General features: G+C 55.1%; 21 protein-coding genes and 1 other annotated feature. Of the genes, 9 read left to right on the top strand and 12 right to left on the bottom strand.

The window, feature by feature from the left end:
* Positions 1-171: 171 nt before the first annotated feature.
* Both WFK85_RS03010 and ybaL read left to right on the top strand, forming a co-directional pair.
* A complete protein-coding gene (locus WFK85_RS03010; protein WP_008460246.1) occupies positions 172-1,389 on the top strand; it encodes an MFS transporter in 1,218 nt (405 codons plus the stop codon).
* 217 nt (positions 1,390-1,606) lie between these two features.
* Positions 1,607-3,283 carry a YbaL family putative K(+) efflux transporter gene (gene ybaL / locus WFK85_RS03005; RefSeq protein WP_008460247.1) on the top strand — a complete coding sequence of 559 codons (1,677 nt, stop codon included), beginning with the start codon at positions 1,607-1,609 and terminating at the stop codon, positions 3,281-3,283.
* A 71-nt stretch (positions 3,284-3,354) separates the two neighbouring features.
* Here ybaL and WFK85_RS03000 read toward each other — a convergent pair whose 3' ends face one another.
* The 3 genes from WFK85_RS03000 to adk form a co-directional block, all read right to left on the bottom strand.
* On the bottom strand, positions 3,355-4,659 hold the full coding sequence (locus WFK85_RS03000; protein ID WP_008460248.1) for an inosine/guanosine kinase: 1,305 nt from the start codon (positions 4,657-4,659) through the stop codon (positions 3,355-3,357).
* A 60-nt stretch (positions 4,660-4,719) separates the two neighbouring features.
* Entirely contained in the window at positions 4,720-5,685 is a 966-nt protein-coding gene (gene hemH, locus WFK85_RS02995) for a ferrochelatase (RefSeq protein ID WP_008460250.1), read from the bottom strand.
* Positions 5,686-5,819: 134 nt separating this feature from the next.
* Positions 5,820-6,464 carry an adenylate kinase gene (gene adk / locus WFK85_RS02990; RefSeq protein ID WP_008460251.1) on the bottom strand — a complete coding sequence of 215 codons (645 nt, stop codon included), beginning with the start codon at positions 6,462-6,464 and terminating at the stop codon, positions 5,820-5,822.
* 401 nt (positions 6,465-6,865) lie between these two features.
* Here adk and WFK85_RS02985 point away from each other — a divergent pair, with 401 nt between their 5' ends.
* Positions 6,866-7,216 (top strand): hypothetical protein, encoded by a 351-nt coding sequence (locus WFK85_RS02985; protein ID WP_008460252.1) that lies wholly within the window; start codon positions 6,866-6,868, stop codon positions 7,214-7,216.
* A gap of 154 nt (positions 7,217-7,370) precedes the next feature.
* On the opposite strand, the gene htpG is transcribed toward WFK85_RS02985, so the two are convergent.
* The 3 genes from htpG to WFK85_RS02970 all read right to left on the bottom strand — a co-directional run bounded on the left by htpG (position 7,371) and on the right by WFK85_RS02970 (position 10,934).
* Positions 7,371-9,245 carry a molecular chaperone HtpG gene (gene htpG, locus WFK85_RS02980; RefSeq protein ID WP_008460253.1) on the bottom strand — a complete coding sequence of 625 codons (1,875 nt, stop codon included), beginning with the start codon at positions 9,243-9,245 and terminating at the stop codon, positions 7,371-7,373.
* A 110-nt stretch (positions 9,246-9,355) separates the two neighbouring features.
* On the bottom strand, positions 9,356-9,961 hold the full coding sequence (recR, locus tag WFK85_RS02975) for a recombination mediator RecR (protein WP_336706759.1): 606 nt from the start codon (positions 9,959-9,961) through the stop codon (positions 9,356-9,358).
* Positions 9,962-10,064: 103 nt separating this feature from the next.
* The gene (locus tag WFK85_RS02970) at positions 10,065-10,934 is read right to left on the bottom strand and encodes a pirin family protein (RefSeq protein WP_008460257.1); all 870 of its coding nucleotides are present in this window, start codon (positions 10,932-10,934) and stop codon (positions 10,065-10,067) included.
* Positions 10,935-11,042: 108 nt separating this feature from the next.
* Here WFK85_RS02970 and WFK85_RS02965 point away from each other — a divergent pair, with 108 nt between their 5' ends.
* Positions 11,043-11,948 (top strand): LysR family transcriptional regulator, encoded by a 906-nt coding sequence (locus WFK85_RS02965; RefSeq protein WP_166990611.1) that lies wholly within the window; start codon positions 11,043-11,045, stop codon positions 11,946-11,948.
* Positions 11,949-11,988: 40 nt separating this feature from the next.
* Here the strand turns inward: WFK85_RS02965 and WFK85_RS02960 are convergent, their stop codons facing one another.
* The 4 genes from WFK85_RS02960 to WFK85_RS02945 form a co-directional block, all read right to left on the bottom strand.
* Positions 11,989-12,318 carry a YbaB/EbfC family nucleoid-associated protein gene (locus WFK85_RS02960; protein WP_008460260.1) on the bottom strand — a complete coding sequence of 110 codons (330 nt, stop codon included), beginning with the start codon at positions 12,316-12,318 and terminating at the stop codon, positions 11,989-11,991.
* Positions 12,319-12,405: 87 nt separating this feature from the next.
* On the bottom strand, positions 12,406-14,334 hold the full coding sequence (dnaX, locus tag WFK85_RS02955) for a DNA polymerase III subunit gamma/tau (RefSeq protein ID WP_166990608.1): 1,929 nt from the start codon (positions 14,332-14,334) through the stop codon (positions 12,406-12,408).
* Positions 13,006-13,070 (bottom strand) — a sequence feature (DnaX frameshifting element). Its footprint overlaps the gene before it by 65 nt.
* Positions 14,335-14,580: 246 nt before the next feature.
* Positions 14,581-15,132: an adenine phosphoribosyltransferase gene (gene apt, locus WFK85_RS02950; protein ID WP_008460281.1), complete on the bottom strand. Its 552-nt coding sequence runs from the start codon at positions 15,130-15,132 to the stop codon at positions 14,581-14,583.
* A 151-nt stretch (positions 15,133-15,283) separates the two neighbouring features.
* Positions 15,284-15,661 carry a DUF454 family protein gene (locus WFK85_RS02945; protein ID WP_166990606.1) on the bottom strand — a complete coding sequence of 126 codons (378 nt, stop codon included), beginning with the start codon at positions 15,659-15,661 and terminating at the stop codon, positions 15,284-15,286.
* A gap of 35 nt (positions 15,662-15,696) precedes the next feature.
* Between WFK85_RS02945 and priC the strand changes: the two genes are divergently transcribed.
* Together priC and rsmS are read left to right on the top strand one after the other, a co-directional pair.
* Positions 15,697-16,233 (top strand): primosomal replication protein PriC, encoded by a 537-nt coding sequence (gene priC / locus WFK85_RS02940; protein WP_008460286.1) that lies wholly within the window; start codon positions 15,697-15,699, stop codon positions 16,231-16,233.
* 19 nt (positions 16,234-16,252) lie between these two features.
* Complete coding sequence (rsmS, locus tag WFK85_RS02935) at positions 16,253-16,420, top strand: pleiotropic regulatory protein RsmS (protein ID WP_008460289.1); 168 nt, start codon at positions 16,253-16,255, stop codon at positions 16,418-16,420.
* Here rsmS and mscK read toward each other — a convergent pair.
* Positions 16,417-19,797, bottom strand: coding sequence for a mechanosensitive channel MscK (gene mscK, locus WFK85_RS02930; RefSeq protein ID WP_336706757.1), 3,381 nt, complete (start codon positions 19,795-19,797; stop codon positions 16,417-16,419). The genes rsmS and mscK overlap by 4 nt on opposite strands.
* Before the next feature lie 150 nt (positions 19,798-19,947).
* Positions 19,948-20,586 (bottom strand): multidrug efflux transporter transcriptional repressor AcrR, encoded by a 639-nt coding sequence (gene acrR, locus WFK85_RS02925; protein ID WP_336706755.1) that lies wholly within the window; start codon positions 20,584-20,586, stop codon positions 19,948-19,950.
* A 143-nt stretch (positions 20,587-20,729) separates the two neighbouring features.
* Between acrR and WFK85_RS02920 the strand changes: the two genes are divergently transcribed.
* From WFK85_RS02920 to tomB, 3 genes are all read left to right on the top strand, one after another.
* The gene (locus WFK85_RS02920) at positions 20,730-21,929 is read left to right on the top strand and encodes an efflux RND transporter periplasmic adaptor subunit (RefSeq protein WP_166871834.1); all 1,200 of its coding nucleotides are present in this window, start codon (positions 20,730-20,732) and stop codon (positions 21,927-21,929) included.
* A 22-nt stretch (positions 21,930-21,951) separates the two neighbouring features.
* Entirely contained in the window at positions 21,952-25,101 is a 3,150-nt protein-coding gene (gene acrB, locus WFK85_RS02915; RefSeq protein ID WP_166990600.1) for a multidrug efflux RND transporter permease subunit AcrB, read from the top strand.
* Between the two features lie 564 nt (positions 25,102-25,665).
* Positions 25,666-26,040, top strand: coding sequence for an Hha toxicity modulator TomB (tomB, locus tag WFK85_RS02910; protein ID WP_008460297.1), 375 nt, complete (start codon positions 25,666-25,668; stop codon positions 26,038-26,040).
* Positions 26,041-26,054 lie beyond the last annotated feature (14 nt).

Genomic DNA, 26,054 nt, shown 5'->3' with positions numbered 1-26,054 from the left:
AAATGTAACTGCGCAGAAATAACAGATAGCGTTCAGGATAGACAGCTATCTTTTCCGAAATGCGACTTTCTTCAAATCCCCCGTGCGAGTATGTTAGCAGGGTAAGAATTTCTTCCGGGCGATCTCCTGCGCCGCCCGCTCTAAAAACAATAACCGTTCGTACAGGTAATTATGGCAAGCTCTCAAACCCTCACCCAGCCGGGTACGCCCCCGGAGCAAAAAAAAGCGCGCACCGCATTTGGGATCCTTGGCGCTATAAGCCTCTCCCACCTGCTTAACGACATGATTCAGTCGCTGATTCTGGCTATTTACCCGCTGCTACAGGCCGAGTTCTCCCTAAGCTTTATGCAAATCGGGATGATCACCCTGACCTTCCAGCTCTCTTCATCGCTGCTGCAGCCGCTGGTGGGCTACTACACAGACAAATACCCGATGCCGTGGTCATTGCCGATCGGCATGTGCTTTACCCTTTGCGGGCTGGTGCTGCTGGCGCTGGCGGGCAGCTTCCCGGCCGTTCTGGTCGCCGCGGCGCTGGTAGGCACAGGCTCTTCGGTATTCCATCCTGAGTCCTCACGCGTGGCGCGTATGGCGTCCGGTGGCCGTCACGGGCTTGCGCAGTCGCTCTTCCAGGTCGGAGGCAACTTCGGCAGCTCCCTCGGGCCATTGCTGGCGGCTATTATTATCGCGCCTTACGGCAAAGGTAACGTGGCGTGGTTCGTGCTCGCTGCTCTGCTGGCTATCGTGGTTCTGCTGCAAATCAGCCGCTGGTACGCCGCTCAGCATAAAATCGCCAAAAGCCGCCCTGCCGTGCCGGTGGTCAACCCGCTGCCACGCAACAAAGTGATTCTGGCGGTCTCGATTTTGCTGCTGCTGATCTTCTCTAAATACTTTTATATGGCGAGCATCAGCAGCTACTTCACTTTCTACCTGATGCAAAAATTCGGATTATCCGTACAAAATGCCCAGATTCACCTGTTCGCATTCCTGTTTGCCGTCGCGGCAGGCACGGTGATTGGTGGCCCCGTGGGGGATAAAATTGGCAGAAAATACGTAATTTGGGGCTCTATCCTCGGCGTCGCGCCATTTACCCTTGTTTTACCCTACGCATCACTTTACTGGACGGGCGTCCTGACGGTGATCATTGGCTTTATTTTGGCCTCCGCTTTCTCGGCCATCCTGGTGTATGCTCAGGAGCTGCTTCCTGGCCGTATCGGTATGGTTTCCGGGCTCTTTTTCGGATTTGCCTTTGGGATGGGCGGCCTGGGTGCAGCCGTACTCGGGTTAATTGCTGACCACACCAGCATCGAGTTGGTCTACAAAATATGTGCCTTCTTGCCGTTACTCGGCATTATGACAATATTCCTGCCCGATAATCGCCACAAAGCGTAGATTTTAGCGGCCAAAGTATTGCTTTGGCCGCATCCTGTCTCCATACCCTTCTGGCAGTCGCCTCAGATAACTGAGTTAAATGCTACTCAGAGCCTATTTTTTATCGAAATGCGCTTTTTATTCAAAATTCAACAATTATTCATAAACGCCGATAAAGAATTTGTCATAAACTGTGTAACAGAACGTTTTGGAACATCGGCCAACCAAAGGAGACGGAATGCATCACGCCACACCGCTTATCACCACCATTGTTGGTGGTCTCGTGCTCGCTTTTTTACTGGGTATGCTGGCTAACAAGCTGCGCATATCTCCGCTGGTGGGCTATTTATTAGCTGGTGTGCTGGCGGGACCTTTTACCCCTGGTTTTGTTGCTGATACCAAACTTGCCCCTGAGCTGGCGGAGTTAGGCGTGATTCTGCTGATGTTCGGCGTCGGGCTGCATTTTTCATTGAAGGATTTGATGGCGGTAAAGGCCATCGCCATCCCCGGCGCCATCGCGCAAATAGGCGTCGCGACGCTGCTGGGCATGGCGCTTTCCTGGCTGATGGGCTGGTCGGTGATGACCGGTATCGTCTTTGGGCTTTGTTTATCGACGGCAAGTACCGTCGTGCTGCTGCGCGCGCTTGAAGAAAGGCAGCTAATTGATACTCAGCGAGGGCAAATAGCCATTGGCTGGCTGATTGTTGAAGATCTGGTGATGGTGCTGACTCTGGTGCTGCTGCCAGCCGTCGCCGGCATGATGGAAAAAGGCAACGTTGGGCTGGTTTCCCTGAGCCTGGATATGGCTATCACCATCGGGAAGGTCGCGGCGTTTATCGCCCTGATGATGCTGGTTGGCCGCCGCCTTGTGCCGTGGATTCTGGCTCGCAGCGCAGCGACAGGTTCCCGCGAGCTGTTTACCCTTTCCGTGCTGGCGCTGGCCCTGGGCATCGCATTCGGCGCGGTTGAATTGTTTGATGTCTCCTTTGCGCTGGGTGCCTTCTTTGCCGGTATGGTGCTGAATGAGTCAGAGCTAAGCCACCGCGCGGCACACGACACCCTGCCGCTGCGCGATGCGTTTGCGGTGCTGTTCTTTGTTTCCGTCGGCATGCTGTTTGATCCGCTGATCCTGATTCAGGAACCGCTGGCGGTACTGGGCACGCTGGCCATCATCATCTTCGGTAAATCCCTGGCGGCATTCCTGCTGGTGCGCATGTTTGGTCACTCCCAGCGGACCGCGCTGACCATCGCCACCAGCCTCGCGCAGATCGGTGAGTTCGCCTTTATTCTGGCCGGCCTCGGCATGGCGCTGAACCTGTTACCACAAACGGGGCAAAATTTGGTGCTGGCTGGCGCAATTCTGTCGATTATGCTGAACCCAATTCTGTTTGCCGTGCTTGAGCGCTACCTCGAGAAAACCGAAACGCTGGACGAGCAAACCCTGGAAGAAGCCATCGAGGAAGAGAAACAAATCCCGGTGGATATCTGCAACCACGCTCTGCTGGTGGGCTATGGCCGCGTCGGTAGCCTGCTTGGCGAGAAGCTTATTGCCGAAGGTGTGCCATTGGTGGTGATCGAAACCTCCCGCAGCCGAGTGGATGAGCTGCGCGAACGCGGGATCCGCGCCGTGCTGGGCAATGCTGCTAACGAAGAGATCATGAGTCTGGCCCATCTGGACTGCGCCCGCTGGCTGCTACTGACCATTCCTAACGGCTACGAAGCCGGTGAAATCGTCGCGACGGCCAGAGCAAAATGCCCGGATATCGAAATCATCGCCCGCGCACATTACGACGACGAAGTGGATTACATCACCGAGCGTGGCGCTAATCAGGTTGTGATGGGAGAAAGGGAGATTGCCAATACCATGCTTGGGCTGCTGGTGCCGCCGGTCACACAGGAAGCGGTGACGGGTTAATTCTCTTTTAGGGCAGGTCTGACACCTGCCCACGCCGAAAAAAGCTGAGCCTTCAGGCTCAGCTTTTCAGCTTAACGTTCCCAGTAAGACTCTTCGAGGCTGTCTTCCCGCTCAGGCAGGCCGCGCGTCAGGCGTGGCGAATGCTGATTCAGGACCTGATAACTCACACGGTTGGCGTATTTGCACACCTGGGCCAGCGAGGAATAAGTCAGCCAGGTCAGCTTGTGTTTGCTGGAATTCGGCACGTTACTGCGGTGGTAATTGTTCGCGGTGATATCGTGCAACAGCGCCGCAAGCGCCCCGTCTCCCGCGCCGTTGGTGTTCATGATCTTCTCCGGGCCGCCCATATATGGCGCGATGTGGGAGTAGATTCGCAGCGGCTCAGCGCAGTCTTTCAGGCGCATCGCGCGGCTAAATTCGAACTGGTTAAATTCGGCAATCGCACCAGGCAGAAGTGGGTGCTGGGTTTTACGCTTCGCGGTCTCTTCGGTATAACCCGCCATATAAAGGCCTACCGGCCCGGCGGTGCAAAGCACCAGGTCAACCCAGTCCAGCGCCTTGTCGGCGGCCAGCAGCGGATCGCTTTCACCGGTTAGCGCTTCACCCTCTTCTTCGTTCATCGCCAGGATCGAAACGTGCTCGCTCAGGAAAGCCTGCCACCAGGTCGGGTTTTCGGCAATCACGTATTTGGTGCCCAGAGTCAGTACCACCGGCACGTTGTGTTTCTTCGCCCAGGCAATCGCCTGCATGGTGGCCTCCGGCATCGGCTCGCCCGGCTTGCAGCGCACCAGATAAGAGGTCAGCACCAGCGCGGATGCCCCGGCAATCACTTCTTCCGGAATGCTATCCGCACGTAGCTGGTTCATGTGGCCCGGGCTGATAGCAAAAGTACGCTCGCCCTGGTCGCCAATCAGCGTAAAGCAGCGGCCAATCGGGCCATCAACGCCCTGCAAATAGTTAAGGTCGGTCCGGCTGGAGGTATTGCAGAGGTAGCGGTAAGCGTAGCTACCGATCTCGACATTGCGGCACATTACGCCGAGCAGCACCGAGCGGTCATCGGCCAGCACTGAGTAATTGTGCATGGTATTGCCTATGGTGCCTCCGGCAAACTGGTGGGTAATCAGGTTGTTGTCGACCAGCTCTTTGTAGAGCGCGTCGGCCACATCATCCTCAATCACCAGAGAGTGGCCAAAACTCAGCCCGTAGCGCTGTACAAACTCATCGTCCACCTTGGCTTCAATGTCGACCAGCGTTTGGTCGATGCCGACCACCCAGGAAGAGCCGCTTTCTGCTTCAGGCTGAGTTTGCTGTAAGAGCGGGTCGCGGGCGCTGACGGGGAAGTAGTGTTTGGATTTGCGTTTACCGGGAAATTTCATGGTGTCGTTACGGGGCTGGATAATAAGGCGGAGAATAGTAGCATTCCCCGCCTCAGGTTTCTATTTGCGATACCGCTCCACCAGATTCATCATCATCGCGATATGGGCCGGATCGTCATTCAGCGCCGGAATGTACTCGTATTTCGTCCCGCCCGCCTCGATAAATACTTCCCGGTTCTGGACCGCCATCTCTTCCAGCGTTTCCAGGCAGTCAGCGGAGAAGCCCGGGCACATCACCTGAATATGCTTCACGCCCTTTTCGGCCAGCATTTTCAACGTTTCGTCGGTGTACGGCATCAGCCAGGGTTCGCGGCCAAAGCGGGACTGGTAGGTCATCATCACTTTTTCCGGCGGCAGCTCAAGGGCGCTCAGCAGTTCGCGGGTGGTGTCGCGGCAGCGCTGCGGGTAATCATCGCCTTCATTCGCGTAGCGCTGCGGAATACCGTGATAGGAAAGCAGCAGCACGTCCGGTTCACCGTGTTCGGCAAAAGAGCGTTTGACCGAGGCCGCCAGCGCGTTGATGTAAGCCGGCTCTGTCGCGTAGTCGCGAATCAGGGAAATAGAAGGCAGACTGCGGTAATCGGCGAAGATACGCCCCAGCTCGTCCCATACCGCCGCCACGGTTGAGCAGGAAAACTGCGGATAAAGCGGCAGCACCACAATGTGCGTCACGTTCTGCGCCAGGAGGTCGTCCACGGCGCTTTTGAGCGACGGTTCGCCGTAGCTCATCCCCAGCGCAACCGGCGTGTCCGGCAGCTGCTGCGCCAGCGCTTTTTCCTGCCGACGGCTGTATACCATCAAGGGCGAGCCCTCTTCCATCCAGATGGACTGATAGAGTTTGGCGACACGCGGTGAACGGATCGGCAGAATGACGCCGCGCAGCAGCGGCCACCAAAGCAGGCGGGGCGTATCTACCACGCGCTTATCGCTGAGGAACTGACGAAGATAGCGGTTGACCGCCGCCGGTGTCGGGGCGCTCGGCGTACCAAGGTTAGCCAGTAAGATGCCAATTTTTTCCTGATTCATTCCCACCCCTTATCTGTAAATTGCCGTCAATTGTAACGTAAAAGAGCGAAACGAGAACCGATTACAGTGAAAGGGGAAAATAGGGGCAAAAAAATACCAGGGCATGCCCTGGTATTTTTTGCCGCTGCGGGAAATTATCCGAGGATTTTTTCCAGTTCAGCGCGCACGTCAGCCACGGCCTGGGTGCCGTCAACTTTAGCGTATTGGGTGTTACCCGCCTGCGCTTCTTTAGAGTAGTAGCCGATCAGCGGCGCGGTCATCTGATGGTATTCCACCAGGCGTTTACGCACGGTTTCTTCCTGATCGTCTTTACGGGTAGTCAGCTCTTCGCCGGTCACGTCGTCTTTACCTTCAACCTTAGGCGGGTTGAATTTAATGTGGTAAACGCGGCCGGAAGCAGCGTGCACGCGGCGACCCACGATGCGGTCAACGATCAGCTCGTCAGGTACGTCGAACTCCAGCACGAAATCAACCTTGATGCCCGCTTCTTTCATGGCGTCTGCCTGCGGGATAGTGCGTGGGAAACCGTCCAGCAGGAAACCGTTACGGCAGTCTTCCTGCGCAATGCGCTCTTTAACCAGGGCGATAACCAGCTCATCGGTCACCAGTTTGCCAGCATCCATGATGTCTTTGGCCTGTTTACCCAGTTCTGAACCAGATTTAACCGCAGCACGCAGCATATCACCGGTGGAAATTTGCGGAATACCGTATTTCTCCATGATGAACTGAGCCTGAGTCCCTTTACCTGCGCCCGGTGCGCCGAGCAGAATGATACGCATTGCGTAATTCCCCATACATTTAATTATTCAATCGAATTTGAGGCGAAAACCATACCACTAAAGGCGGTATCATCACAAGAAAGGGAGGTGCTCAGGCTGAAGCCCCGGGCCTCGATTTCGCCTGAATCCCGACCGCTTAGCGGCCCTGATGGAAGCCAGAATCGGTTCAGCCAAACAGCATTTTTATTTTTCAGCAGCGGCCTTATCCCTTATCTCATCGGGGGAATAATAAGGTTTTCGCCTGGTAATTTATGAACCGTCAGGCTGGCTGAAAAAGGCCTGCTATATAGATTAGGTTTATGTACAGCAATTATAATGACGGCCAACACAGCCTGCCGACGCTGTTTGGCGTCAGGCTGTTAACCAGGAGATCTATTTTGCTAAAAGGAAGAGCGCCCGCCATGAATAAGCCCTTAATTGCCATTATCTGTTGTTTGCTGCTAAGCGGGTGCACATCTCAGTGGGTAAAAACCCGCAGTAACGCGCAGGAGTACACCAGCGCACGAGGAGACTGTGAAACCCAGTCCCAGCAGGCTTTTCCGGTAAGGAATGAGGTTGCACAACGTACTAAGTACACCACTTACTACGAAGCCTGTACTAAAAAAGATGAGTGTGATGGCGAGAAAACCCGGGCGGTAAAAAAGCCAGAAATTGAAAGCTATGTGATGGACGTGAATAGCGAAAGCCGGGACCGGTTATTTAATCAATGCATGGAACTGAAAGGTTGGGAAAGCAAAATAAAGTGGCTGTAATATCTGAAATTCAACATCCATAGCCCGTATTCCGACAGAAAAATAACCTTACTTTTTAAAGCATGAAATTTTCTGCAGTTACTGTGCCTGAATATTTAAGTGAAAAAAAACCACCTGTCGATACAGGTGGTTTTTGTCAGATAATCAATCCGACTTAAGAAACCAGCAGCTGGTTCATGCGGCGGATGAACTGGTTAGGATCTTCCAGCTGGCCGCGTTCAGCTAACAGCGCCTGGTCAAGCAGCAGCTCAACCCACTCGCTAAACTGCGCGTCATCCTGCGTATCCGCAGCGCGTTTCACCAGCGCATGCTCCGGGTTAAGCTCGAAAATGTACTTAACTTCCGGCACTTCCTGGCCCGCAGCGGCAAACAGTTTCGCCATCTGGGTGCTCATGTCGTTGCTGTCGGTGGTGACGATCGCCGGGGTATCGGTCAGGCGATGCGTCAGACGCACTTCCTTCACACGCTCGCCCAGCAGGGTTTTCACGCGGTCCACGAACGGCTCCAGCGCCTTCTCAGCTTCTTTCGCTTCTTCGGTTTCTTCGTCCGTCAACTTATCCAGTGATTCATCGGTCTTGCTGACTGACTGGAACGCTTTCCCGTCGAACTCGGTCAGGTAGCTCATCATCCACTCGTCGATGCGATCGGAAAGCAGCAGGACTTCGATGCCTTTCTTACGCAGCAGTTCCAGGTGCGGGCTGCTCTTCGCCGCCGCGTAGCTGTCCGCGGTGATGTAGTAGATCTTCTCCTGGCCTTCTTTCATGCGGGAGACATACTCTTCCAGCGACACGGTCTGCGCGGAGGAGTCGTTGTGCGTGGTCGCGAAGCGCAGCAGTTTAGCGATAGCTTCCTGGTTCGCGTTATCTTCCGCCGGGCCTTCTTTCAACACCAGGCCAAAGTTTTTCCAGAAGGTCTGGTATTTCTCAGCATCGTCTTTCGCCAGCTTGTCCAGCATCTGCAGCACACGCTTGGTCAGCGCGCTGCGCAGGTTCTGGGTCACGCGGCTGTCCTGCAGGATTTCACGGGAAACGTTCAGCGGCAGATCGTTAGAATCTATCAGGCCACGCACGAAGCGCAGGTAGTTCGGCATGAACTGCTCGGCATCGTCCATGATAAACACGCGCTGCACGTAGAGTTTCAGCCCGTGTTTGTGGTCACGGTTCCACATATCCCACGGCGCCTGCGCAGGGATGTACAACAGGCTGGTGTACTCCTGCTTCCCTTCTACACGGTTGTGGCTCCAGGCCAGCGGGTCGGTAAAGTCGTGAGCGATGTGCTTGTAGAACTCTTTGTATTCGTCATCGCTAACTTCGGATTTGCTTCGGGTCCACAGCGCCTGAGCTTTGTTGATTTTTTCCCAGCTAACGATGGTCTCACCGTCTTTTTCTTCCTGCTGTTCAATCTCAACCGGCAGAGCGATGTGATCAGAATATTTGCTGATGATGGAGCGAACGCGCCAGTCGTCGAGGAACTCATCTTCGCCTTCACGCAGATGCAGCGTGATTTCGGTACCACGATCGACTTTCTCAATGTCGGCCACGGTGTATTCACCCGCGCCTTCAGACTCCCAGAACACGCCCTGCTCCGCGCTGGCACCGGCGGCGCGAGTGCGAACGGTGACTTTGTCCGCCACGATAAACGCAGAATAGAAGCCTACGCCGAACTGGCCGATAAGCTGGCTGTCTTTCGCCTGGTCAGACCCCATGGACTCGAGGAAAGCCTTGGTGCCGGATTTAGCAATGGTGCCCAGATGATCGATAACTTCATCACGGGTCATGCCGATGCCGTTATCGGCAATAGTCAGGGTACGGTTGTCTTTGTTAAAAGAGACGCGAACGCGCAGTTCACCGTCACCTTCGTAAAGGCTGGCGTCAGACAGGGCGCGGAAGCGCAGCTTGTCTGCCGCATCGGAGGCGTTGGAGATCAGCTCACGCAGGAAGATTTCTTTGTTTGAATAGAGAGAATGGATCATCAGGTGCAGAAGCTGTTTTACCTCTGACTGAAAACCGCGGGTCTCTTGTCCTTTCATGGTCATTGATACCTCAACAAAATCATACGGGATGAAGAAAACGTTGAGGGGGATATGGTAGCGATTTGTGCCTTTTCAAGCTGGAGGAGGCAAAAACCTCCCCCAACCGATTAAAAATTAATCTTATGGCGACCCAGCAGCGAGTGTGAAAGCGTGGTGCCATCCACCATTTCCAGCTCGCCGCCCACCGGCACCCCGTGGGCGATACGGCTGGCTTCAACGCCGTACTGCGCGCACAGCTCGGCAATGTAGTTCGCCGTGGCTTCGCCTTCTACCGTCGGATTAGTGGCAAGAATAACTTCTTTCATCGGCTCGCTGGAAAGGCGCTGCTCAAGGCGATCCAGTCCAATATCGTTCGGGCCAATGCCATCCAGCGGCGAGAGGTGCCCCATTAAGACAAAGTAGCGGCCTGAGAACTGGCCGGTTTGCTCGATGGCGTGAATATCCGCCGGGCTTTCCACCACGCAAATCTGGCCGTTTTCCTGGCGACGTGGATTGGAGCAAATGGAGCAAACTTCCTGCTCGGTAAAGGTACGGCAATCCGCACAGTGGCCAATCTCGGACATGGCGCGGGTCAGCGCCTGAGCCAGACGCATGCCGCCGCTGCGGTCGCGCTGCAACAGGGCAAACGCCATACGCTGGGCGGATTTCGGGCCAACGCCGGGCAGGCAGCGCAGGGATTCCATAAGGGCTGAGAGTAAAGGACTGGTTTGCATCGCTCGGGCTTGTGAGAAAAAAGTGGGCTATAGCCTAACATTAGCCCCGCGGATGGGTATAGGAAAAGATATCCCCCGCACGAAGGCTCGCCGGGGGAAAAGTTTACGCGATGTCTTTGCCGAAACGGCCCTGATTAAAATCATCGATGGCCTGATGAATCTCCTCTTTGGTGTTCATCACGAACGGGCCATAACCCACCACAGGCTCATTCAGAGGCTCACCGCTGAGCAACAGAACCACCGCGTCATTATTGGCTTCGAGGGTCACGCTTTCGCCTTTGGCATCCAGCACTACCAGCTGTGCTTCACGCGCCACCTCTTCACCGTTGACCAGCACCGTGCCTTTCAACACCACCAGCGCCGTGTTCCAGCCGTCTTTCACCGCCAACTGCGTAACGCCTTGTGGGTTCAGGCGCAAATCCCAAATGCTGATTGGCGAGAAGGTCCTGGCCGGGCCTTTGGTTCCGTCAAACTCACCGGCAATCACGCGAACCTTACCGGCATTGTCCGGCAAATCGACCACCGGAATATCGCCGTCGGTAATCGGCTGATAGCCAGGCGCGGTCATTTTGTCTTTTGCAGGCAGGTTAACCCACAGCTGCACCATTTCCAGGCTGCCGCCCGCTTCGCTGAATGCCGGAGAATGGTATTCCTCGTGAAGGATGCCGCTCCCGGCGGTCATCCACTGCACGTCACCCGGGCCAATCACACCGCCGTTGCCCGCGTTATCGCGATGCGCCACTTCGCCTTTGTAGACGATGGTCACGGTTTCAAAGCCACGATGCGGATGCTGATCCACGCCGCGCTGGCCTTTATTGCTCGGCTTAAATTCCGCCGGGCCCGCGTAGTCCAGCAGCAGGAACGGGCTAAGCTGCTCGGCAAATTTTGAGTACGAAAACAGCGACCGAACCGGGAAACCATCCCCCACCCAGTGGGAAGCCGGTGCGGTGTAGACGCCAAGAATTGATTTCATGATTCTCTCCACAAGGGTTGTTTCTGATGGGATAAAGCTTACCCGTCAGACGCTCAGCCCGGTAGAGTGCTAAAATGGACTCAGTGTTCCATAATCAGGACAATAGAAATGCAGGACCTAAACGATCTGTGGTACTTCGTGCAGGTGGTAGACCACGGCGGTTTTTCCCCCGCCAGCCGGGTTATCGACATTCCAAAGTCCCGCCTGAGCCGCCGCATTGCGCTGCTGGAAGAGCGGCTTGAAACCCGCCTGCTGCAGCGCTCGACGCGGAGCTTCACGGTCACCGAAGCCGGGCAGATTTTCTACCGCCACTGCAAGGCAATGATGATTGAAGCAGAAGCGGCGCAGGAAGCCATCGACACGCTCAAGTCAGAGCCGCGAGGGCTGATCCGCCTCACCTGTCCGATAGCGCTGCTGCATGTCCACGTCGGCGATATGCTGGCGCGCTTTATGCAGCTTTATCCGCAGATTGTGATTCAGCTTGAGGAAACCAACCGCCGCGTGGACGTGCTGAACGAAAACGTTGATTTAGCTATTCGCGTGCGTCCTTTGCCGCTGGAAGACAGCGACCTGGTGATGCGCAAGCTGGCCACCCGCAGCATGTGCCTGGTCGCCAGCCCTGATCTGGTCGCCCGCCAGGGTATGCCTGCGGCACCTACAGATCTCGCCCACTGGCCAAGCCTGGCGCTGGACAGGCCGCAGCAAACTTATCGCTGGTGCCTGTTTGGCCCGGAACAGCAGGAGGTGATTGTTCACCACAAGCCCCGCTATGTGACGACGGATATGATCGCGCTGCGTACCGCGGCGCTGAACGGGATTGGCGTCGTGCAGCTCCCGAAGCTGATGCTTAACGACGCGCTGGCGCGGGGCAAGCTGGTTCACGTGTTGCCAGAATGGCGAGCAAGAATGGAGATCGTGCATGCGGTCTTCCCTTCACGACGAGGGCAGTTACCTGCGGTGCGGGCGTTGATTGATTTTCTGGCGGAGAGCTATCAGGCGCTGGACGAGGAGTAAGAAAACGGCCTTCTCCCGGGCGGGAGAAGGCGGAAAATCATCAGAATGGCATTTTGAAGCCCGGTGGCAACTGCATGCCGTTGGACACCCCAGCCATTTTTTCTTTCTGCGCTTCGCCGATACGGCGAGCGGCATCGTTGAAGGCTGCGGCAACCAGGTCTTCAACCATCTCTTTGTCATCTTCCATCAGGCTTGGGTCGATTTCGACACGGCGGCAGTTGTGCGCCCCGTTGATGGTGACTTTCACCAGGCCCGCGCCGGACTCGCCGGTGACTTCCATGTTGGCGATTTCTTCCTGAGCCTGGGCCATTTTTTCCTGCATCTGCTGGGCCTGCTTCATCAGGTTACCCAGACCGCCTTTTCCAAACATAATCTTCTCTCTTTCATCGGGCCAGCCCTCACAGAATGCGAGAGTGGCTATCAGGGTTTCACACTATGCCGCGCCAGGCGAGGCATATCAAACAGGGCGAATACTATCTTCATCCAGCTCAGCATCAAAGAACCTTTGCAGAGTCTGAATATTGCTGTCGTTGCTCATCGCCTCGCGCGCCTGCGCCAGCTTCTCTTCGTAGATAGCCTGACGCCACTCCAGCGGCGTACGGCGAGCCAGATTATCATCTTCAATAATAGTCAGTTCTATCGCTTCGCCATGGTGCGAACTCAGGGCATCTGACAGCGTTTTTTGCGCCGATGGCGAATTCAGGTGGCGCTGGCCAGGACGCAAATGCAGGCAAACCCGGTTGCCGTCCACCTCTTTCCAGGCGTTAAGCGCCAGCTGTTGTACCAGCTTTGGCAGCACCAGCTGATTGATTTCCGCCGCCCATTCATCGCGCTCGATAGCCTCTTCGGCCAGCTTCTGCGCTAGCTCCGGCGTTTTTTCATGCTCAAGCGCCTTTTTCAGCGCCTTGGGCGTAGCGACCGGTTCAGGGGCGACTTCCGTCGGATTTTGTGCCTTCCAGCGATAGGCTTCAGGCTTCGCTGGTTTTTCCAGCGCCGTCGGCGCAGGGCGCGCCTGAACGCGTTCGGTCACCGAGGCCAAACGTTCCAGCGCGGAGCTTTTTGCCGGCCGCGCTAGTCGTTGCGCTGCCGGCTCATTCTTTTTTGCTTTATCAGCCTCCTGCTGGCGCATCAGTTGGCTGCGCGCCTGGAGGATCTGGCTGGTGGCATCCGGCAGCGGAGGGGCTTCCCGGTCCGGCGGCGGTGCCGCCTGCTGCTGCCTTACCGCTGGCTGGTGTGAGACCGGGTTAATCACCGGAATGCTTGCCGCCTGGCGAGGTGCTTCCGGCTCAGGCAGCGGCTTGCGCGGATGGAAAGCCAGCGCGCGCAGCAGCGTCATTTCTACGCCCATGCGGCGATCCGGCGCCCACGGCAGCTCTTTGCGGCCAATCAGCAATGTCTGGTAATAAAGCTGCACGTCGGCCGGGGGAACAACGCGGGCAAGCTCTCGCATGCGCTGTTCGATGGCTGCCATATCGCTGCCAAGGGCAGATGGAGAAAGCTGAACCATCGCCACGCGGTGCAACAGCGCGGACATTTCTACCAGCAGAGCTTCCCACTCCACGCCGCGCGCGGCTGCGTCGTTCAGCAATGCCATGACTCGCTGGCCGTCAGCCTGGACGACAGCTTCAATCAGCGACAGCGCCTGGTCATCATCCAGCGTGCCGAGCATAGCGCTGACGGCGGCGGTGGTGACCTGCCCGTCGCCGCTGGCAATCGCCTGGTCGGTGAGGCTCAGCGCATCGCGCAGGCTGCCGTCCGCCGCGCGGGCTAACAGCTGCAGCGCGCGGGGCTCGCTCACGACCTTCTCTTCACCAAGAATGTGCTCCAACTGATGGCGGATCTGTTCGACATCCAGCGCTTTCAGGTGGAATTGCAGGCAGCGAGAAAGAATGGTCACCGGCAGCTTTTGCGGATCGGTAGTTGCCAGCAGGAATTTTACGTGCGGAGGCGGCTCTTCCAGCGTCTTAAGCAGCGCGTTAAAGCTGTGGCGCGAGAGCATGTGCACTTCGTCAATAAGATAGACTTTAAAGCGGCCACGCGCGGGGGCGTACTGCACGTTGTCCAGCAGATCGCGGGTGTCTTCTACTTTGGTGCGCGAGGCGGCGTCTATCTCAATCAGGTCGACAAAGCGGCCCTGTTCTATTTCGCGGCAGTTATCGCAGACGCCACAAGGGGTTGCGGTAATACCGGTTTCGCAATTCAGCCCTTTCGCCAGCAGACGGGCGATTGAGGTTTTCCCCACCCCACGAGTGCCGGAAAAAAGATACGCATGGTGGATGCGGCCCAGCGACAAACCATTAGCCAGCGCGGTCAGTACGTGTTGCTGGCCGACAACATCAGCAAAAGTTTGGGGGCGCCATTTGCGGGCTAAGACCTGGTAGCTCATCTGGAGTTAGGCTCTGGTTCGCGGGAAAGGTGAATCGAGGGGGTAATGCTAACATAATCCCCGCCCGCTGGGCGAGGCTTGTGATATCTGACTGGATATTGACGCTTTAAAAGCATTCTCTTCGCCTCAAAAAAGCAAAGGATATGAACTTTTGGCTTGCCCAAACGCCTAAAAACCACGTTTTTTGGGCGTTTGTCTCTAAACTAAAGCCCCGCCCGCTGGGCGAGGCCTGTAGGTCGAAGAAGCTTAGTGGCCCGGGAAAGGCACCAGGCAGAAGCTTTTCACGCCCATGTTTTCCAGACGCTGCTCGCCGCCGAGGTCAAACAGGTTGATAACGAAAGCGGCATCAGTCACTTCCCCACCGAGGCGGCGAATCAGTTTCACCGTCGCTTCAATGGTCCCGCCTGTAGCCAGCAGATCGTCCACGACCAGCACTTTATCGCCCGGTTTGATGGCATCTACGTGGATTTCAAGGCTGTCGGTGCCGTATTCCAGCTCGTAGCTTTCGGCGATGGTTTCGCGCGGCAACTTACGAGGTTTGCGCACGGGAATGAACCCCACGCCCAGCTCCAGCGCAACCGGAGCACCAAACAGGAAGCCACGGGCCTCGGTGCCCACCACTTTGGTGATACCGGCGTCTTTGAAACGAGAAACTAACAGCGCAATGCTGGTGGCATATGCTTTCGGATCTTCCAGCAAGCTGGTCACGTCACGGAACAGAATTCCTGGTTTTGGGTAATCAGGAACGCTTTTAATGCTGTTTTTGAGATATTCAAGCTGCTGCGCAGTCGCGGTCATCGGTTTATGCCTGCTAAAAACATGATACTAAACAGAGTACCTGTGGGTTCAAATGTGAACCACTGGTTAACGGTTAACCAGCTGTACCCGTGCTCGAAAACGCTCGAATTTACTGGCTGGACGCGACAATTGCAACAGCTTCTGCTGCGGTTTATCGCTTTTGTTGCGCTTCATCAACCACCGGAATGCGCCACATAAAGATCAACAGCGCACAAAGTATCACCAGCAGCAAAATTCTAACCCACACTATCTTCACCAGCCATAGCGAAAGCGCGAAGGTGGCAAGAATAAACAGGATAGCTTTTGGCTTAGATCCGCGGGGCATCGCGCGGTGCGTTTGCCAGTGCCGCAGATAGCTGCCAAACCATGAACGGTACAGCAGCCAGTGGTGAAAACGCGGCGACGAGCGGGCAAAACACCACGCGGCCAGCAGCAAAAATGGCGTGGTCGGCAACAGCGGTAATATCACGCCAAGCGTCGCAAGCACTACCGCCAGCCAGCCGATGATGAGTAGAATAAGACGCTTCATGCTGTAACCTCTGACAATCCCTGGAGAGCCATTCTGTGAAAACCGCTTCGCTGTTACAAGCCCTGGAAACCCGGGTCGCCGAGCTGGCCGCCGCCGTTGAGCCGGTCGCCCTGCTTCGGGCAAGCCAGGCGCGCTTCGACCGCAAGCTTTTCCATACCCACAGCACGCAGCTGAAAGACTATCTCCAGGAAGCTCAGGCTAATCTCGCCCAGCTTCAGCTTAGCGTCAGCCACGGTAAAACGGACCAGGTGGCATTTATCGCCGAAAAGCTGGTGGCACAGATTGCCGCGCTACAGCGGGAATTGGCCACCGCGCATTTACGCCAAAGCGAGCCGCAGCAAAAGGTGCAGGAAAACCTGTACGAAAAACTGGCTACCCATCAGGATTACGAACGCAGGCTGCTGGCGATGGTGAGCGATAGAGAAAGCCAGCTTTCCCTGCAAACCACGCTTGCTGGCCAGCAAAAGCTTCAGCGAGAACTGGCCGCGCTGGAAGGCCGCCTGCAGCGCTGTCGTCAGGCGCTGACCCGCATAGAAAAAGCCATTGAAAGACGCGAACGCGGGCTGAGTTAACCCCAACTAAGGAGCAAGAATGTCGCTGGATAACGCCCCGGACGAGGTCAAACTGGCCGTCGATTTAATCATGCTGCTGGAGCAGCACCAGATCCCAACGGACACCGCCCTCGCGGCGCTGGACATTGTCCGTCAGGATTTTCTGCGTAAGCAGCGGGAAGCACAAACGCCTCCCGCCGGCGATTAAGGCTGGCTGGTCGGCGGCAGCAGACCGCCGTTTTTGCCTAAATCACGCTTCACTTCCGTTAGTTCATCGCCTTTTTCATTGTGCAGATGCACTTCAAGCTGGTTAAAGGCGATGTTGATATTGTTTTCACGGCACAATCTGTCAATGGCGCGGTTCAGCTCATCCACGGTAATGCTGCGGTCGCGTAGTTCACGGACATACAGGCGCAGTTCATGGTCAAGCGTGCTGGCGCCAAACGTGGTGAAGTACACCGCTGGTTCCGGGTCGTGCATCACTCTCGGATGTTCCATCGCCGCCTTCAGCAAGATCGCTTTCACTTTATCGAGATCGGATCCATACGCCACGCCGAGCTTGATCACCACGCGGGTGATCGTGTCCGTCAGCGACCAGTTGATCAGTCGTTCGGTCACAAACGCTTTGTTCGGAATGATCACTTCTTTACGGTCAAAGTCGGTGATTGTCGTCGCACGGATGCGGATCTTACTGACGCTACCGGAGAATGTCCCGATGGTAACGGTATCGCCGATGCGGACCGGGCGTTCAAACAGGATGATCAGGCCGGAAACGAAGTTACCGAAGATCTCTTGCAAACCAAAGCCCAGGCCCACCGACAGTGCCGCCGCCAGCCACTGCAGTTTGTCCCACGACACGCCCAGCGAGCCAAACACCGTCATCGCTCCAATCACGATAATGGCGTAGTTGAGGATGGTCGTAATGGCGTAAGAGGCGCCCTGGCGCATTTTCAGCCGCGACAGAACCAGCACTTCCAGCAGGCCCGGCAAGTTTCGAATCAGCGCCCAGGCGACCATCGTCGCCACTAGCGCGAACAAGATGCTGCCCATCGTAACGTTTTTCATCACCGTGGCGCCGGCTTCGCTGCCGGTGTAATGCCACAGCACGATGCTGTCGAGATAGGCAAAGACGGTAATTAAATCCGACCAGATGGCGTAGAACACCACGCCGAACAGGGCGAACATCAGCAGCATGGTCAAACGCATGGTTTGCTGGTTGATCTGATCCAGCGCCAGCGGCGGCTCTTCGACCGGCTCTGCGCCCTCTGCCCCCTCTTTAACCATATTCTGGCGGCGAGCCAGCGCGCGGCGGTAGGCAATACGGCGTGCCGCAACGCTCAGACCACGAATCACCGTCTGGTGAATCAGGTTCCAGATAATGACCAGATAAACTGTGTCTATCCAGCGATTAGCCAGGCGCAGCGTGGTATAGAAATAGCCGGTTGCGGTCAGCACCAGCAGCGCGACCGGCACAATGGAGAGCACCGTAATGGTCAGCAGCCGCATCGGATGGGACTCTTTGTCCCGCCAGTTGTCGCGGCACATCGGGATAACCAGGGCGGTGATCAGCAGTAGGTTAAGGAGGATCATAAACTGCCCGAGCACATCGTCCATCAGGTTCAGCGGTGACATCTCGCCGACGACAGACCAGAACAGCAGCGGCAGCAAGGCAAAGCTGATGCGCACGATTTGGCGACGATAATGACGGGTCAGGTGCTCCGGCATGTTAAACCAGATCACGGCCAGACCGCGGCTGCTCAGAATGCGCCAGGCCATGCCAAACACCAGCCAGAACAGCGCCAGCTCTTTGGCAAACGCCCACAGCAGCTCACTGATATTGAGCTGCATAAACAGCAATACCAGCCCCACCGAGAGAATGGCCATCGTCAGCGGCAGCACTTTCAGGAAGTTGAGCAGAATCGCCTTAGGCGTGTTGAGCTGGGTATCCGTGCGCAGCTGCCCGACCTCCGAGGCCAGCTTAGCCAGCTGCCTGTCGATCCACTTGTAGCGCCAGCGCAGCAGCCCGGCCAGCAGCATTAACGGCAGCGCGGTGAACAGCGACATAAACAGCCCGTCCAGCACTTTGTGCCAGCTGATATCCAGCTTCATGCCTTTGATTTGGTCGTGCAGCGCGCCCGGGAAGGATTTGATCCACTCCCAGTTCATCGGTTTGTTACTGTTCACCCAAAAGATTTGCTGGGTAAGCATTTTCTTCAAGCTGCTGCTGACGCTCATCAGCTGCTGTTGGTTAATCTGCAGGTTAATCGCCATCATCAGCTGGTTGCCCAGCTGCTTGTTGAGCTGGTCCAGCAGCTCACGACGCATGTCCACCACCTGCATCAGCGCGTCGTGAACTTCGTCGTTAACCTCGTTTTTATGCCCTCCGACAATCTTGTCGACGTAGCTGTCGCTTTGGAACAGCGCATCACGCTGCTGGTTGATGTCGAACTGCTCCAGGCGCAGGTCGGCGATGCGGTTGGTGAGGTCTTCCAGGTCGTCGGCTGACGGCAGCGTTTGCTGCTGCTGATAAAGAATGCGCGACAGCAAAAGGCTGCCCTTCAGCACCGAGATTTGTTCTTTCAGATTACGCTCGGACTGTAGCGCACGATCGAGCCAGTTTTTAACGCGGATATTGCGCTGAACCAGCTCATTTCCGCTTTGAGTGGCGTTAATCAGCCGCTGGCTGAGCTGGTGGTTAACGTCCAGTTCCTGACGCACCAGCGGGTTATTCTGCACCGCGCTGGCATCGGCGTCGTCCGGCGTGACGGCTTCCTGAGCCGTTTTTTCCGTCAGTGTTAAGCGCTTACTGTTAACCGCTTCCTGCAGCAGTTGAAGCGTGTGCTCAAGCTGCCCAATATTGGCGTTGGTATAGTCACGCTGTTTTTGCAGCGCATCCTGCAAAACGGTGTTACCTTCCAGGCTTTTCCGCTGCTGCTCAATTTGGGTATTCAACAGCGCCTGCTGCACCAGCAGCAAGTTTTGCTGGCTTGGACGGAGAGTGGCTTCCCCCGGCGTGGTGCCGTTCAGCCTGTTACGCACCTGCAGAAGCTGCTGAGAGGCGCTGTACATGGCATTCTGCACGCGCTCAGGCTGGGTTTGCAGCGACACCAGCTGACTGTTCAGCGTGGATAAATCGTTGTTGGCCGACTGCAGCTGATCCAGCACGCCGGTCAGCCGGGCTTCCAGTTGACGAAGGGAAAGCGAACCCAGCGTTTTACGCGTCGCTTCGTCATCGGCTGGCGTGCTCAGCGAATTCAGCGCGTCGGTCGCCTGCTTCAGCTTGTCCGGTGCCTGGGCAACCGTGGTTTTGAGCTGTGCCGTTTCCTGCTTCACGCGGTCGAGCTTGTCCAGCATCTCAAGCGTTTCGGTGAGATCTTTCTGGGTAAGCTTATCGTCCGGCGTCAGCGTTTTTTGCTTATTCAGCGAGTCCAGCTGCGACTGCACCTCTGCCTTTGTAGGCAAATCGCCATTGCCTGCCGCCGCCTGGGCCACAGAAAAAGGCAACAGGACGGAAACACACAAAAACAGGAAAAGAATCAATGCGGAACGGGAAGTCCGCGACAGAGCGTTGGGCTGGGTAGTCATGGTTGAGTCATTACGGTGCTGCGCATGTGAGTGCCAGCTAAAAGTAAAAGGCCACGGAAGACGCGCAGAATAACACGGCTTCAGGGCGCAGAATAGCAATCGCCCTCGGAGGAATCTCAAATGATTTATCGGGTGAATGGCAGCCGAAAGTTACGCCGGTTTGTTCAGCGTGGGGCTAAGCTGGAACATCTCCAGCAGGACGGCGACAAAGTCTGACGCTTTAGCATGTAAATCAAAGGTTTCCGGAGCCACCAGCCAGTTCTCAATCAGCCCGGTAATGTAGCTGCGCATCAGCGTGACGGCGAGGGAAAGGCGCAGGCCTGCAGGGAGTTTTCCGGCGTCGATACAGCGCTGTAAAGCGGCTTCGATACGCTCATTTCCTTCCATATAAAGCGTGCGTCTGGCCTGCTGCAAAACTTCGAGTTCGCCTACAAACTCACACTTGTGGAAAATGATTTCGGTCATCAGGCGCCGGCGCTCTTCTGTCACCGTTGCCTGTAGGATATAAATGAGTAATTCTCTTATCACCGAGAGTGGATCGTCTGGATATTTTGCCCGATACTCAATCTCTAAGTCACCAATACTGGATTCGGTTAGCTCCCAGATCTCACTAAACAATTCCGACTTATTTTTGAAATGCCAGTAAATTGCACCACGAGTTACCCCGGCAGCCTGCGCGATATCCGCTAGCGAAGTCGCAGAGACGCCCTGTTGTGAAAACAGGCGAATCGCAACGTCGAGGATGTGCTGGCGGGTTTCAAGCGCCTGAGCTTTAGTTTTTCGTGCCATAAGTGAGTGAATTTACTTTAGTCAGATTTACATACATTTGTGAACGTATGTACCATAGCACGACGATAATATAAACACAGCAATGGGTTTGTGGACATTTGATCCATTGAACAACTTTGAAATCGGACACTCGAGGTTTACATATGAACAAAAACAGAGGGTTTACGCCTCTGGCGGCCGTTCTGATGCTCTCAGGCAGCTTAGCGCTTACAGGATGTAACGAGAAAGAGACTCAGCAGAGTGCGCCGCACGCCCCGGAAGTGGGTGTAGTGACTCTGAAAAGCGCGCCATTGCAGATTACTACTGAGCTTCCAGGACGCACCAACGCCTTCCGCATCGCAGAAGTTCGTCCTCAGGTTAGCGGCATTATTCTGAAGCGTAACTTCACTGAAGGGAGCGACATTCAGGCCGGTGTTTCGCTGTATCAGATCGATCCTGCCACCTATCAGGCTGCCTACGACAGCGCGAAAGGCGACCTGGCGAAAGCCCAGTCCAGCGCGAATCTTGCACAGCTGACCGTCAAACGTTACCAGAAACTGCTGGGCACCAAGTACATCAGCCAGTCTGACTACGATACGGCTGCGGCAACCGCACAGCAGGCAAACGCTGACGTCGTCGCAGCAAAAGCCGCGGTGGAAACTGCTCGTATCAACCTGGCCTACACCAAAGTCACTTCGCCTATCAGCGGCCGCATCGGGAAATCCGCGGTCACCGAAGGTGCGCTGGTTACCAGCGGGCAAACCACCGCCCTCGCCACCGTCCAGCAGCTTGACCCGATTTATGTGGATGTGACCCAATCCAGCGATGACTTCCTGCGCCTGAAGCAGGAGCTGGCCGACGGCAAACTGAAACAGGAAAACGGTAAAGCGAAAGTCCAGCTGACGATGAACAACGGCGTTGCCTACCCTCAGGAAGGCTCGCTGGAATTCTCTGAAGTGACCGTTGACCAGACCACCGGGTCTATCACCCTGCGCGCTATCTTCCCTAACCCGGACAAAACCCTGCTGCCAGGAATGTTTGTTCGCGCCAAACTGGAAGAAGGCGTTAACCCGAATGCCATCCTGGTTCCGCAGCAGGGGGTAACTCGTACTCCACGCGGTGATGCTTCAGCGATGGTTGTTGGGAAGGATGACAAAGTTGAAGTTCGCCAGCTGCAAACCAGCCAGGCGATCGGCGACAAATGGCTGGTTACCGATGGGTTACAAACAGGCGATCGCGTGATTGTTACCGGCCTACAGAAAGTAAAACCGGGTGTTCAGGTAAAAGCGCAGGAAGTTGCGGAAGACAATAAAGGCCAACAGCAACCCGCCGCAGGCGCGCAGTCAGAACAACCGAAGTCTTAACTCAAACAGGAGCCGTTAAGACATGTCTAAGTTTTTTATCGATCGCCCCATCTTTGCCTGGGTAATCGCCATCATTATTATGTTGGCGGGTGCGCTTGCGATCATGAAATTGCCTATCGCGCAGTATCCTACGATCGCGCCACCGGCAATTCAGATCTCAGCTAACTACCCGGGTGCAGATGCGAAAACGGTACAGGATTCAGTAACCCAGGTTATCGAACAGAATATGAACGGTATCGATGGCCTGTTATACATGTCCTCTACCAGTGATTCCTCTGGTACCGTTCAAATCACCATCACCTTCGATTCCGGCACCGATGCCGATATCGCACAGGTTCAGGTGCAGAACAAACTGCAATTGGCTATGCCGCTGCTGCCGCAGGAAGTACAGCAGCAAGGGGTTAGCGTTGAGAAGTCCTCAAGCAGCTTCCTGATGGTACTGGGTATGATCAGCACCGACGGTTCAATGAACCAGCAGGATATTGCAGACTACGTTGGCGCAACCATTAAAGACCCGGTCAGCCGTACCCACGGTGTCGGTGACGTTCAGCTGTTTGGTGCTCAGTACGCGATGCGTATCTGGATGGATCCGAACAAACTGAACAACTACCAGCTGACGCCGGTGGATGTGATCAACGCTATCAAGGCACAAAACGCCCAGGTAGCAGCGGGCCAGCTCGGTGGGACTCCGCCGGTCAAAGGTCAGCAGTTGAACGCCTCCATCATTGCGCAAACCCGTCTGAAATCAGCAGAAGAGTTCAGCAAAATCCTGATGAAAGTGAATCAGGATGGATCTCGCGTACTGCTGAAAGACGTGGCAAAAGTTGAGCTGGGCGGCGAAAGCTATGACGTTATCGCTCGCTATAACGGCCAGCCTGCTGCCGGTCTGGGTGTAAAACTGGCGACAGGTGCTAACGCCCTGGATACCGCCGAAGCGGTACGCGCCACGGTAGAAAAACTTCAGCCTTACTTCCCGGCAGGCCTGAAAGTTGTATATCCGTACGACACCACGCCGTTCGTTAAAATCTCCATTAACGAAGTGGTGAAAACGCTGGTCGAAGCTATCGTGCTGGTGTTCCTGGTTATGTATCTGTTCCTGCAGAACTTCCGGGCAACGCTGATTCCAACCATTGCGGTACCGGTGGTACTGCTGGGCACGTTCGCTATCCTTGCCACCTTTGGCTACTCGATAAACACCCTGACGATGTTCGGCATGGTGCTGGCGATAGGCCTGTTGGTGGATGACGCCATCGTTGTGGTTGAGAACGTCGAGCGCGTGATGGTGGAAGATGGACTGCCACCGAAGGAAGCCACGCGTAAATCCATGGGTCAGATTCAGGGCGCACTGGTCGGTATCGCGATGGTACTGTCTGCAGTGTTTGTCCCAATGGCCTTCTTCGGCGGCTCTACCGGTGCCATCTATCGTCAGTTCTCGATTACTATCGTTTCGGCGATGGTGCTGTCGGTACTGGTCGCGATGATCCTGACTCCTGCACTCTGTGCAACCATGCTTAAGCCAATCCCGAAAGGTCATCACGATGACAAGAAAGGGTTCTTCGGCTGGTTCAACAGAATGTTCGACAAGAGCACGCACCACTACACCGACAGCGTCGGTAACATTCTGCGCAGCACCGGCCGCTATCTGGTGGTGTATTTGCTGATTGTTGTCGGCATGGCAGTTCTGTTTGTTCGTCTGCCAAGCTCGTTCCTGCCGGACGAGGACCAGGGCGTGCTGTTAGCCATGGCGCAGCTGCCTGCGGGGGCAACCCAGGAACGTACGCAGAAAGTGCTGGATGAAGTCACGGATTACTTCCTGACGAAAGAGAAAGCCAACGTTAACTCAGTGTTTACCGTTAACGGCTTCGGCTTCTCCGGTCGTGGTCAGAATACCGGTCTGGCGTTCGTGTCGCTTAAAGACTGGAGTGAGCGCTCTGGAGAAGAGAACAAAGTTCCGGCTATTGCAGGCCGTGCGATGGGCACCTTCTCGCAGATTAAAGATGCAATGGTCTTTGCCTTTAACCTGCCGGCGATTGTCGAGCTGGGTACCGCAACCGGCTTTGACTTCCAGCTGATTGACCAGGCAAACCTTGGCCACGAGCAGCTCACTCAGGCTCGTAACCAGCTGTTCGGCATGATTGCCCAGCACCCTGACCTGCTGGTTGGCGTGCGTCCGAACGGTCTGGAAGATACACCGCAGTTCAAAATCGATATCGATCAGGAAAAAGCACAGGCGCTGGGGGTATCCATCAGCGATATCAATACCACGCTGGGCGCAGCCTGGGGCGGCAGCTACGTCAATGACTTCATCGACCGTGGCCGCGTGAAGAAAGTGTACGTCATGGCCGAAGCGCCATACCGTATGCTGCCAAGCGACATCGGTAACTGGTACGTGCGTGGCTCTTCCGGCCAGATGGTACCGTTCTCCGCGTTCTCTACCTCACGCTGGGAATACGGTTCACCGCGTCTGGAACGTTACAATGGCTTACCGTCCATGGAAATTCTTGGCCAGGCAGCACCGGGTAAAAGTACCGGTGAAGCAATGGACATGATGGAACAGCTTGCGTCGAAATTGCCAACCGGCATTGGCTTTGACTGGACGGGCATGTCCTACCAGGAACGCCTGTCCGGCAACCAGGCCCCTGCCCTGTACGCCATCTCGCTGATTGTGGTCTTCCTGTGTCTGGCGGCGCTGTATGAGAGCTGGTCAATTCCGTTCTCGGTCATGCTGGTTGTTCCGCTTGGCGTATTCGGTGCCCTGCTGGCGGCAACGATGCGTGGCCTCACCAACGACGTTTACTTCCAGGTTGGTCTGCTAACAACCATTGGTTTGTCGGCGAAGAACGCGATACTTATCGTTGAATTCGCCAAAGATCTGATGGAGAAAGAAGGCAAAGGTCTGATTGAAGCGACGCTGGAAGCCGTGCGTATGCGTCTGCGTCCGATCCTGATGACTTCTCTGGCGTTTATCCTCGGGGTAATGCCGCTGGTTATCAGTACCGGTGCGGGCAGTGGCGCGCAGAACGCCGTAGGTACCGGTGTAATGGGTGGTATGGTGACCGCGACCGTGCTGGCTATCTTCTTCGTGCCGGTGTTCTTCGTGGTGGTACGCCGCCGCTTTAGCCGCAAGAGTGAAGATATTGAACATGCACATGCGGTAGAGCATCACCAGTAAGCCGTTCAATCACATAACAAAAGGCCGCGTAATGCGGCCTTTTTTATGAATACAGAAACCGGTTTCAGTATTGTTAATTCAGATTTCTTATTTCCACATTCACTTCTCTCTTCCGCATTATCTTCAACATAAATGCCGCCTCATTTCGGAAAAAATAACGCTTAAATGCTCGTTAATCCATGATTAACGAAACAACAAAAACCGAAGTGTTACATTTATTTGGGAATATTCTTACAAATTAACGCCTGATTTTTAGCCGGATACAGAATAGTCTTATAGATGGATTAACCAGCTGAAAGTTATAAATATTACCGATTATGGGTTAATGACTGCCTGAGAATTTAAGTTAAAATTCATACTAAAGTTTTAATTCACATTTAGTAACGTATTCTCCTTTTTTAACTTAATTGTAATTTTTCGTTAGAGCCGCATGAAATCCAGGCAATATTGATTTATAGTTACAGCACATGTAATAATCGTGGCAACAGTTCTTCACCTCTTCAGGTGTGTCCACCCCAACCCGTTGTGTTTATCATTTGGTTTACCGATAAAAGGGGCAGCACTATGGACGAATACTCACCAAAGCGGCACGACATCGCGCAGCTTAAGTTCCTCTGTGAGAGTCTGTATCACGATTGTCTGACCAATCTTGGTGAGAGCAATCATGGGTGGGTTAATGATCCTACGTCGGCCATTAATCTGCAGTTGAATGAATTGATTGAGCACATTGCAGCATCGGCGCTTAATTATAAGATTAAGTATCCAGATGAGAGCAAATTGATTGAACAGATTGATGAATACCTGGACGATACTTTCATGTTATTTAGCAATTACGGCATTAACGCACAGGACTTGCAGCGGTGGCGTAAATCAGGGAATCGCTTGTTCAGATGTTTCATCAGTGAGAGTCGCGCTAACCCAGTAAGCCACTCGTTCTAAAAATATTAAAATAC

Source organism: Cedecea sp. VD22 (assembly GCF_037150195.1).
GTDB lineage: Bacteria > Pseudomonadota > Gammaproteobacteria > Enterobacterales > Enterobacteriaceae > Cedecea.
The sequence above is the reverse complement of the archived record's forward strand: the minus strand, read 5'-3'. Positions and strand labels throughout refer to the sequence as shown.

Coding starts and splice junctions, on each gene's coding strand:
- WFK85_RS02920 (WP_166871834.1), top strand. CDS start 20,730: ATGAACAAAAACAGAGGGTTTACGCCTCTGGCGGCCGTTCTGATGCTC.
- rsmS (WP_008460289.1), top strand. CDS start 16,253: ATGTCGCTGGATAACGCCCCGGACGAGGTCAAACTGGCCGTCGATTTA.
- WFK85_RS03010 (WP_008460246.1), top strand. CDS start 172: ATGGCAAGCTCTCAAACCCTCACCCAGCCGGGTACGCCCCCGGAGCAA.
- hemH (WP_008460250.1), bottom strand. CDS start 5,685: ATGAATCAGGAAAAAATTGGCATCTTACTGGCTAACCTTGGTACGCCG.
- dnaX (WP_166990608.1), bottom strand. CDS start 14,334: ATGAGCTACCAGGTCTTAGCCCGCAAATGGCGCCCCCAAACTTTTGCT.
- htpG (WP_008460253.1), bottom strand. CDS start 9,245: ATGAAAGGACAAGAGACCCGCGGTTTTCAGTCAGAGGTAAAACAGCTT.
- WFK85_RS02960 (WP_008460260.1), bottom strand. CDS start 12,318: ATGTTTGGAAAAGGCGGTCTGGGTAACCTGATGAAGCAGGCCCAGCAG.
- WFK85_RS02970 (WP_008460257.1), bottom strand. CDS start 10,934: ATGAAATCAATTCTTGGCGTCTACACCGCACCGGCTTCCCACTGGGTG.
- mscK (WP_336706757.1), bottom strand. CDS start 19,797: ATGACTACCCAGCCCAACGCTCTGTCGCGGACTTCCCGTTCCGCATTG.
- acrR (WP_336706755.1), bottom strand. CDS start 20,586: ATGGCACGAAAAACTAAAGCTCAGGCGCTTGAAACCCGCCAGCACATC.
- apt (WP_008460281.1), bottom strand. CDS start 15,132: ATGACCGCGACTGCGCAGCAGCTTGAATATCTCAAAAACAGCATTAAA.
- recR (WP_336706759.1), bottom strand. CDS start 9,961: ATGCAAACCAGTCCTTTACTCTCAGCCCTTATGGAATCCCTGCGCTGC.
- adk (WP_008460251.1), bottom strand. CDS start 6,464: ATGCGTATCATTCTGCTCGGCGCACCGGGCGCAGGTAAAGGGACTCAG.
- acrB (WP_166990600.1), top strand. CDS start 21,952: ATGTCTAAGTTTTTTATCGATCGCCCCATCTTTGCCTGGGTAATCGCC.
- tomB (WP_008460297.1), top strand. CDS start 25,666: ATGGACGAATACTCACCAAAGCGGCACGACATCGCGCAGCTTAAGTTC.
- ybaL (WP_008460247.1), top strand. CDS start 1,607: ATGCATCACGCCACACCGCTTATCACCACCATTGTTGGTGGTCTCGTG.
- WFK85_RS02945 (WP_166990606.1), bottom strand. CDS start 15,661: ATGAAGCGTCTTATTCTACTCATCATCGGCTGGCTGGCGGTAGTGCTT.
- WFK85_RS02985 (WP_008460252.1), top strand. CDS start 6,866: ATGAATAAGCCCTTAATTGCCATTATCTGTTGTTTGCTGCTAAGCGGG.
- WFK85_RS03000 (WP_008460248.1), bottom strand. CDS start 4,659: ATGAAATTTCCCGGTAAACGCAAATCCAAACACTACTTCCCCGTCAGC.
- WFK85_RS02965 (WP_166990611.1), top strand. CDS start 11,043: ATGCAGGACCTAAACGATCTGTGGTACTTCGTGCAGGTGGTAGACCAC.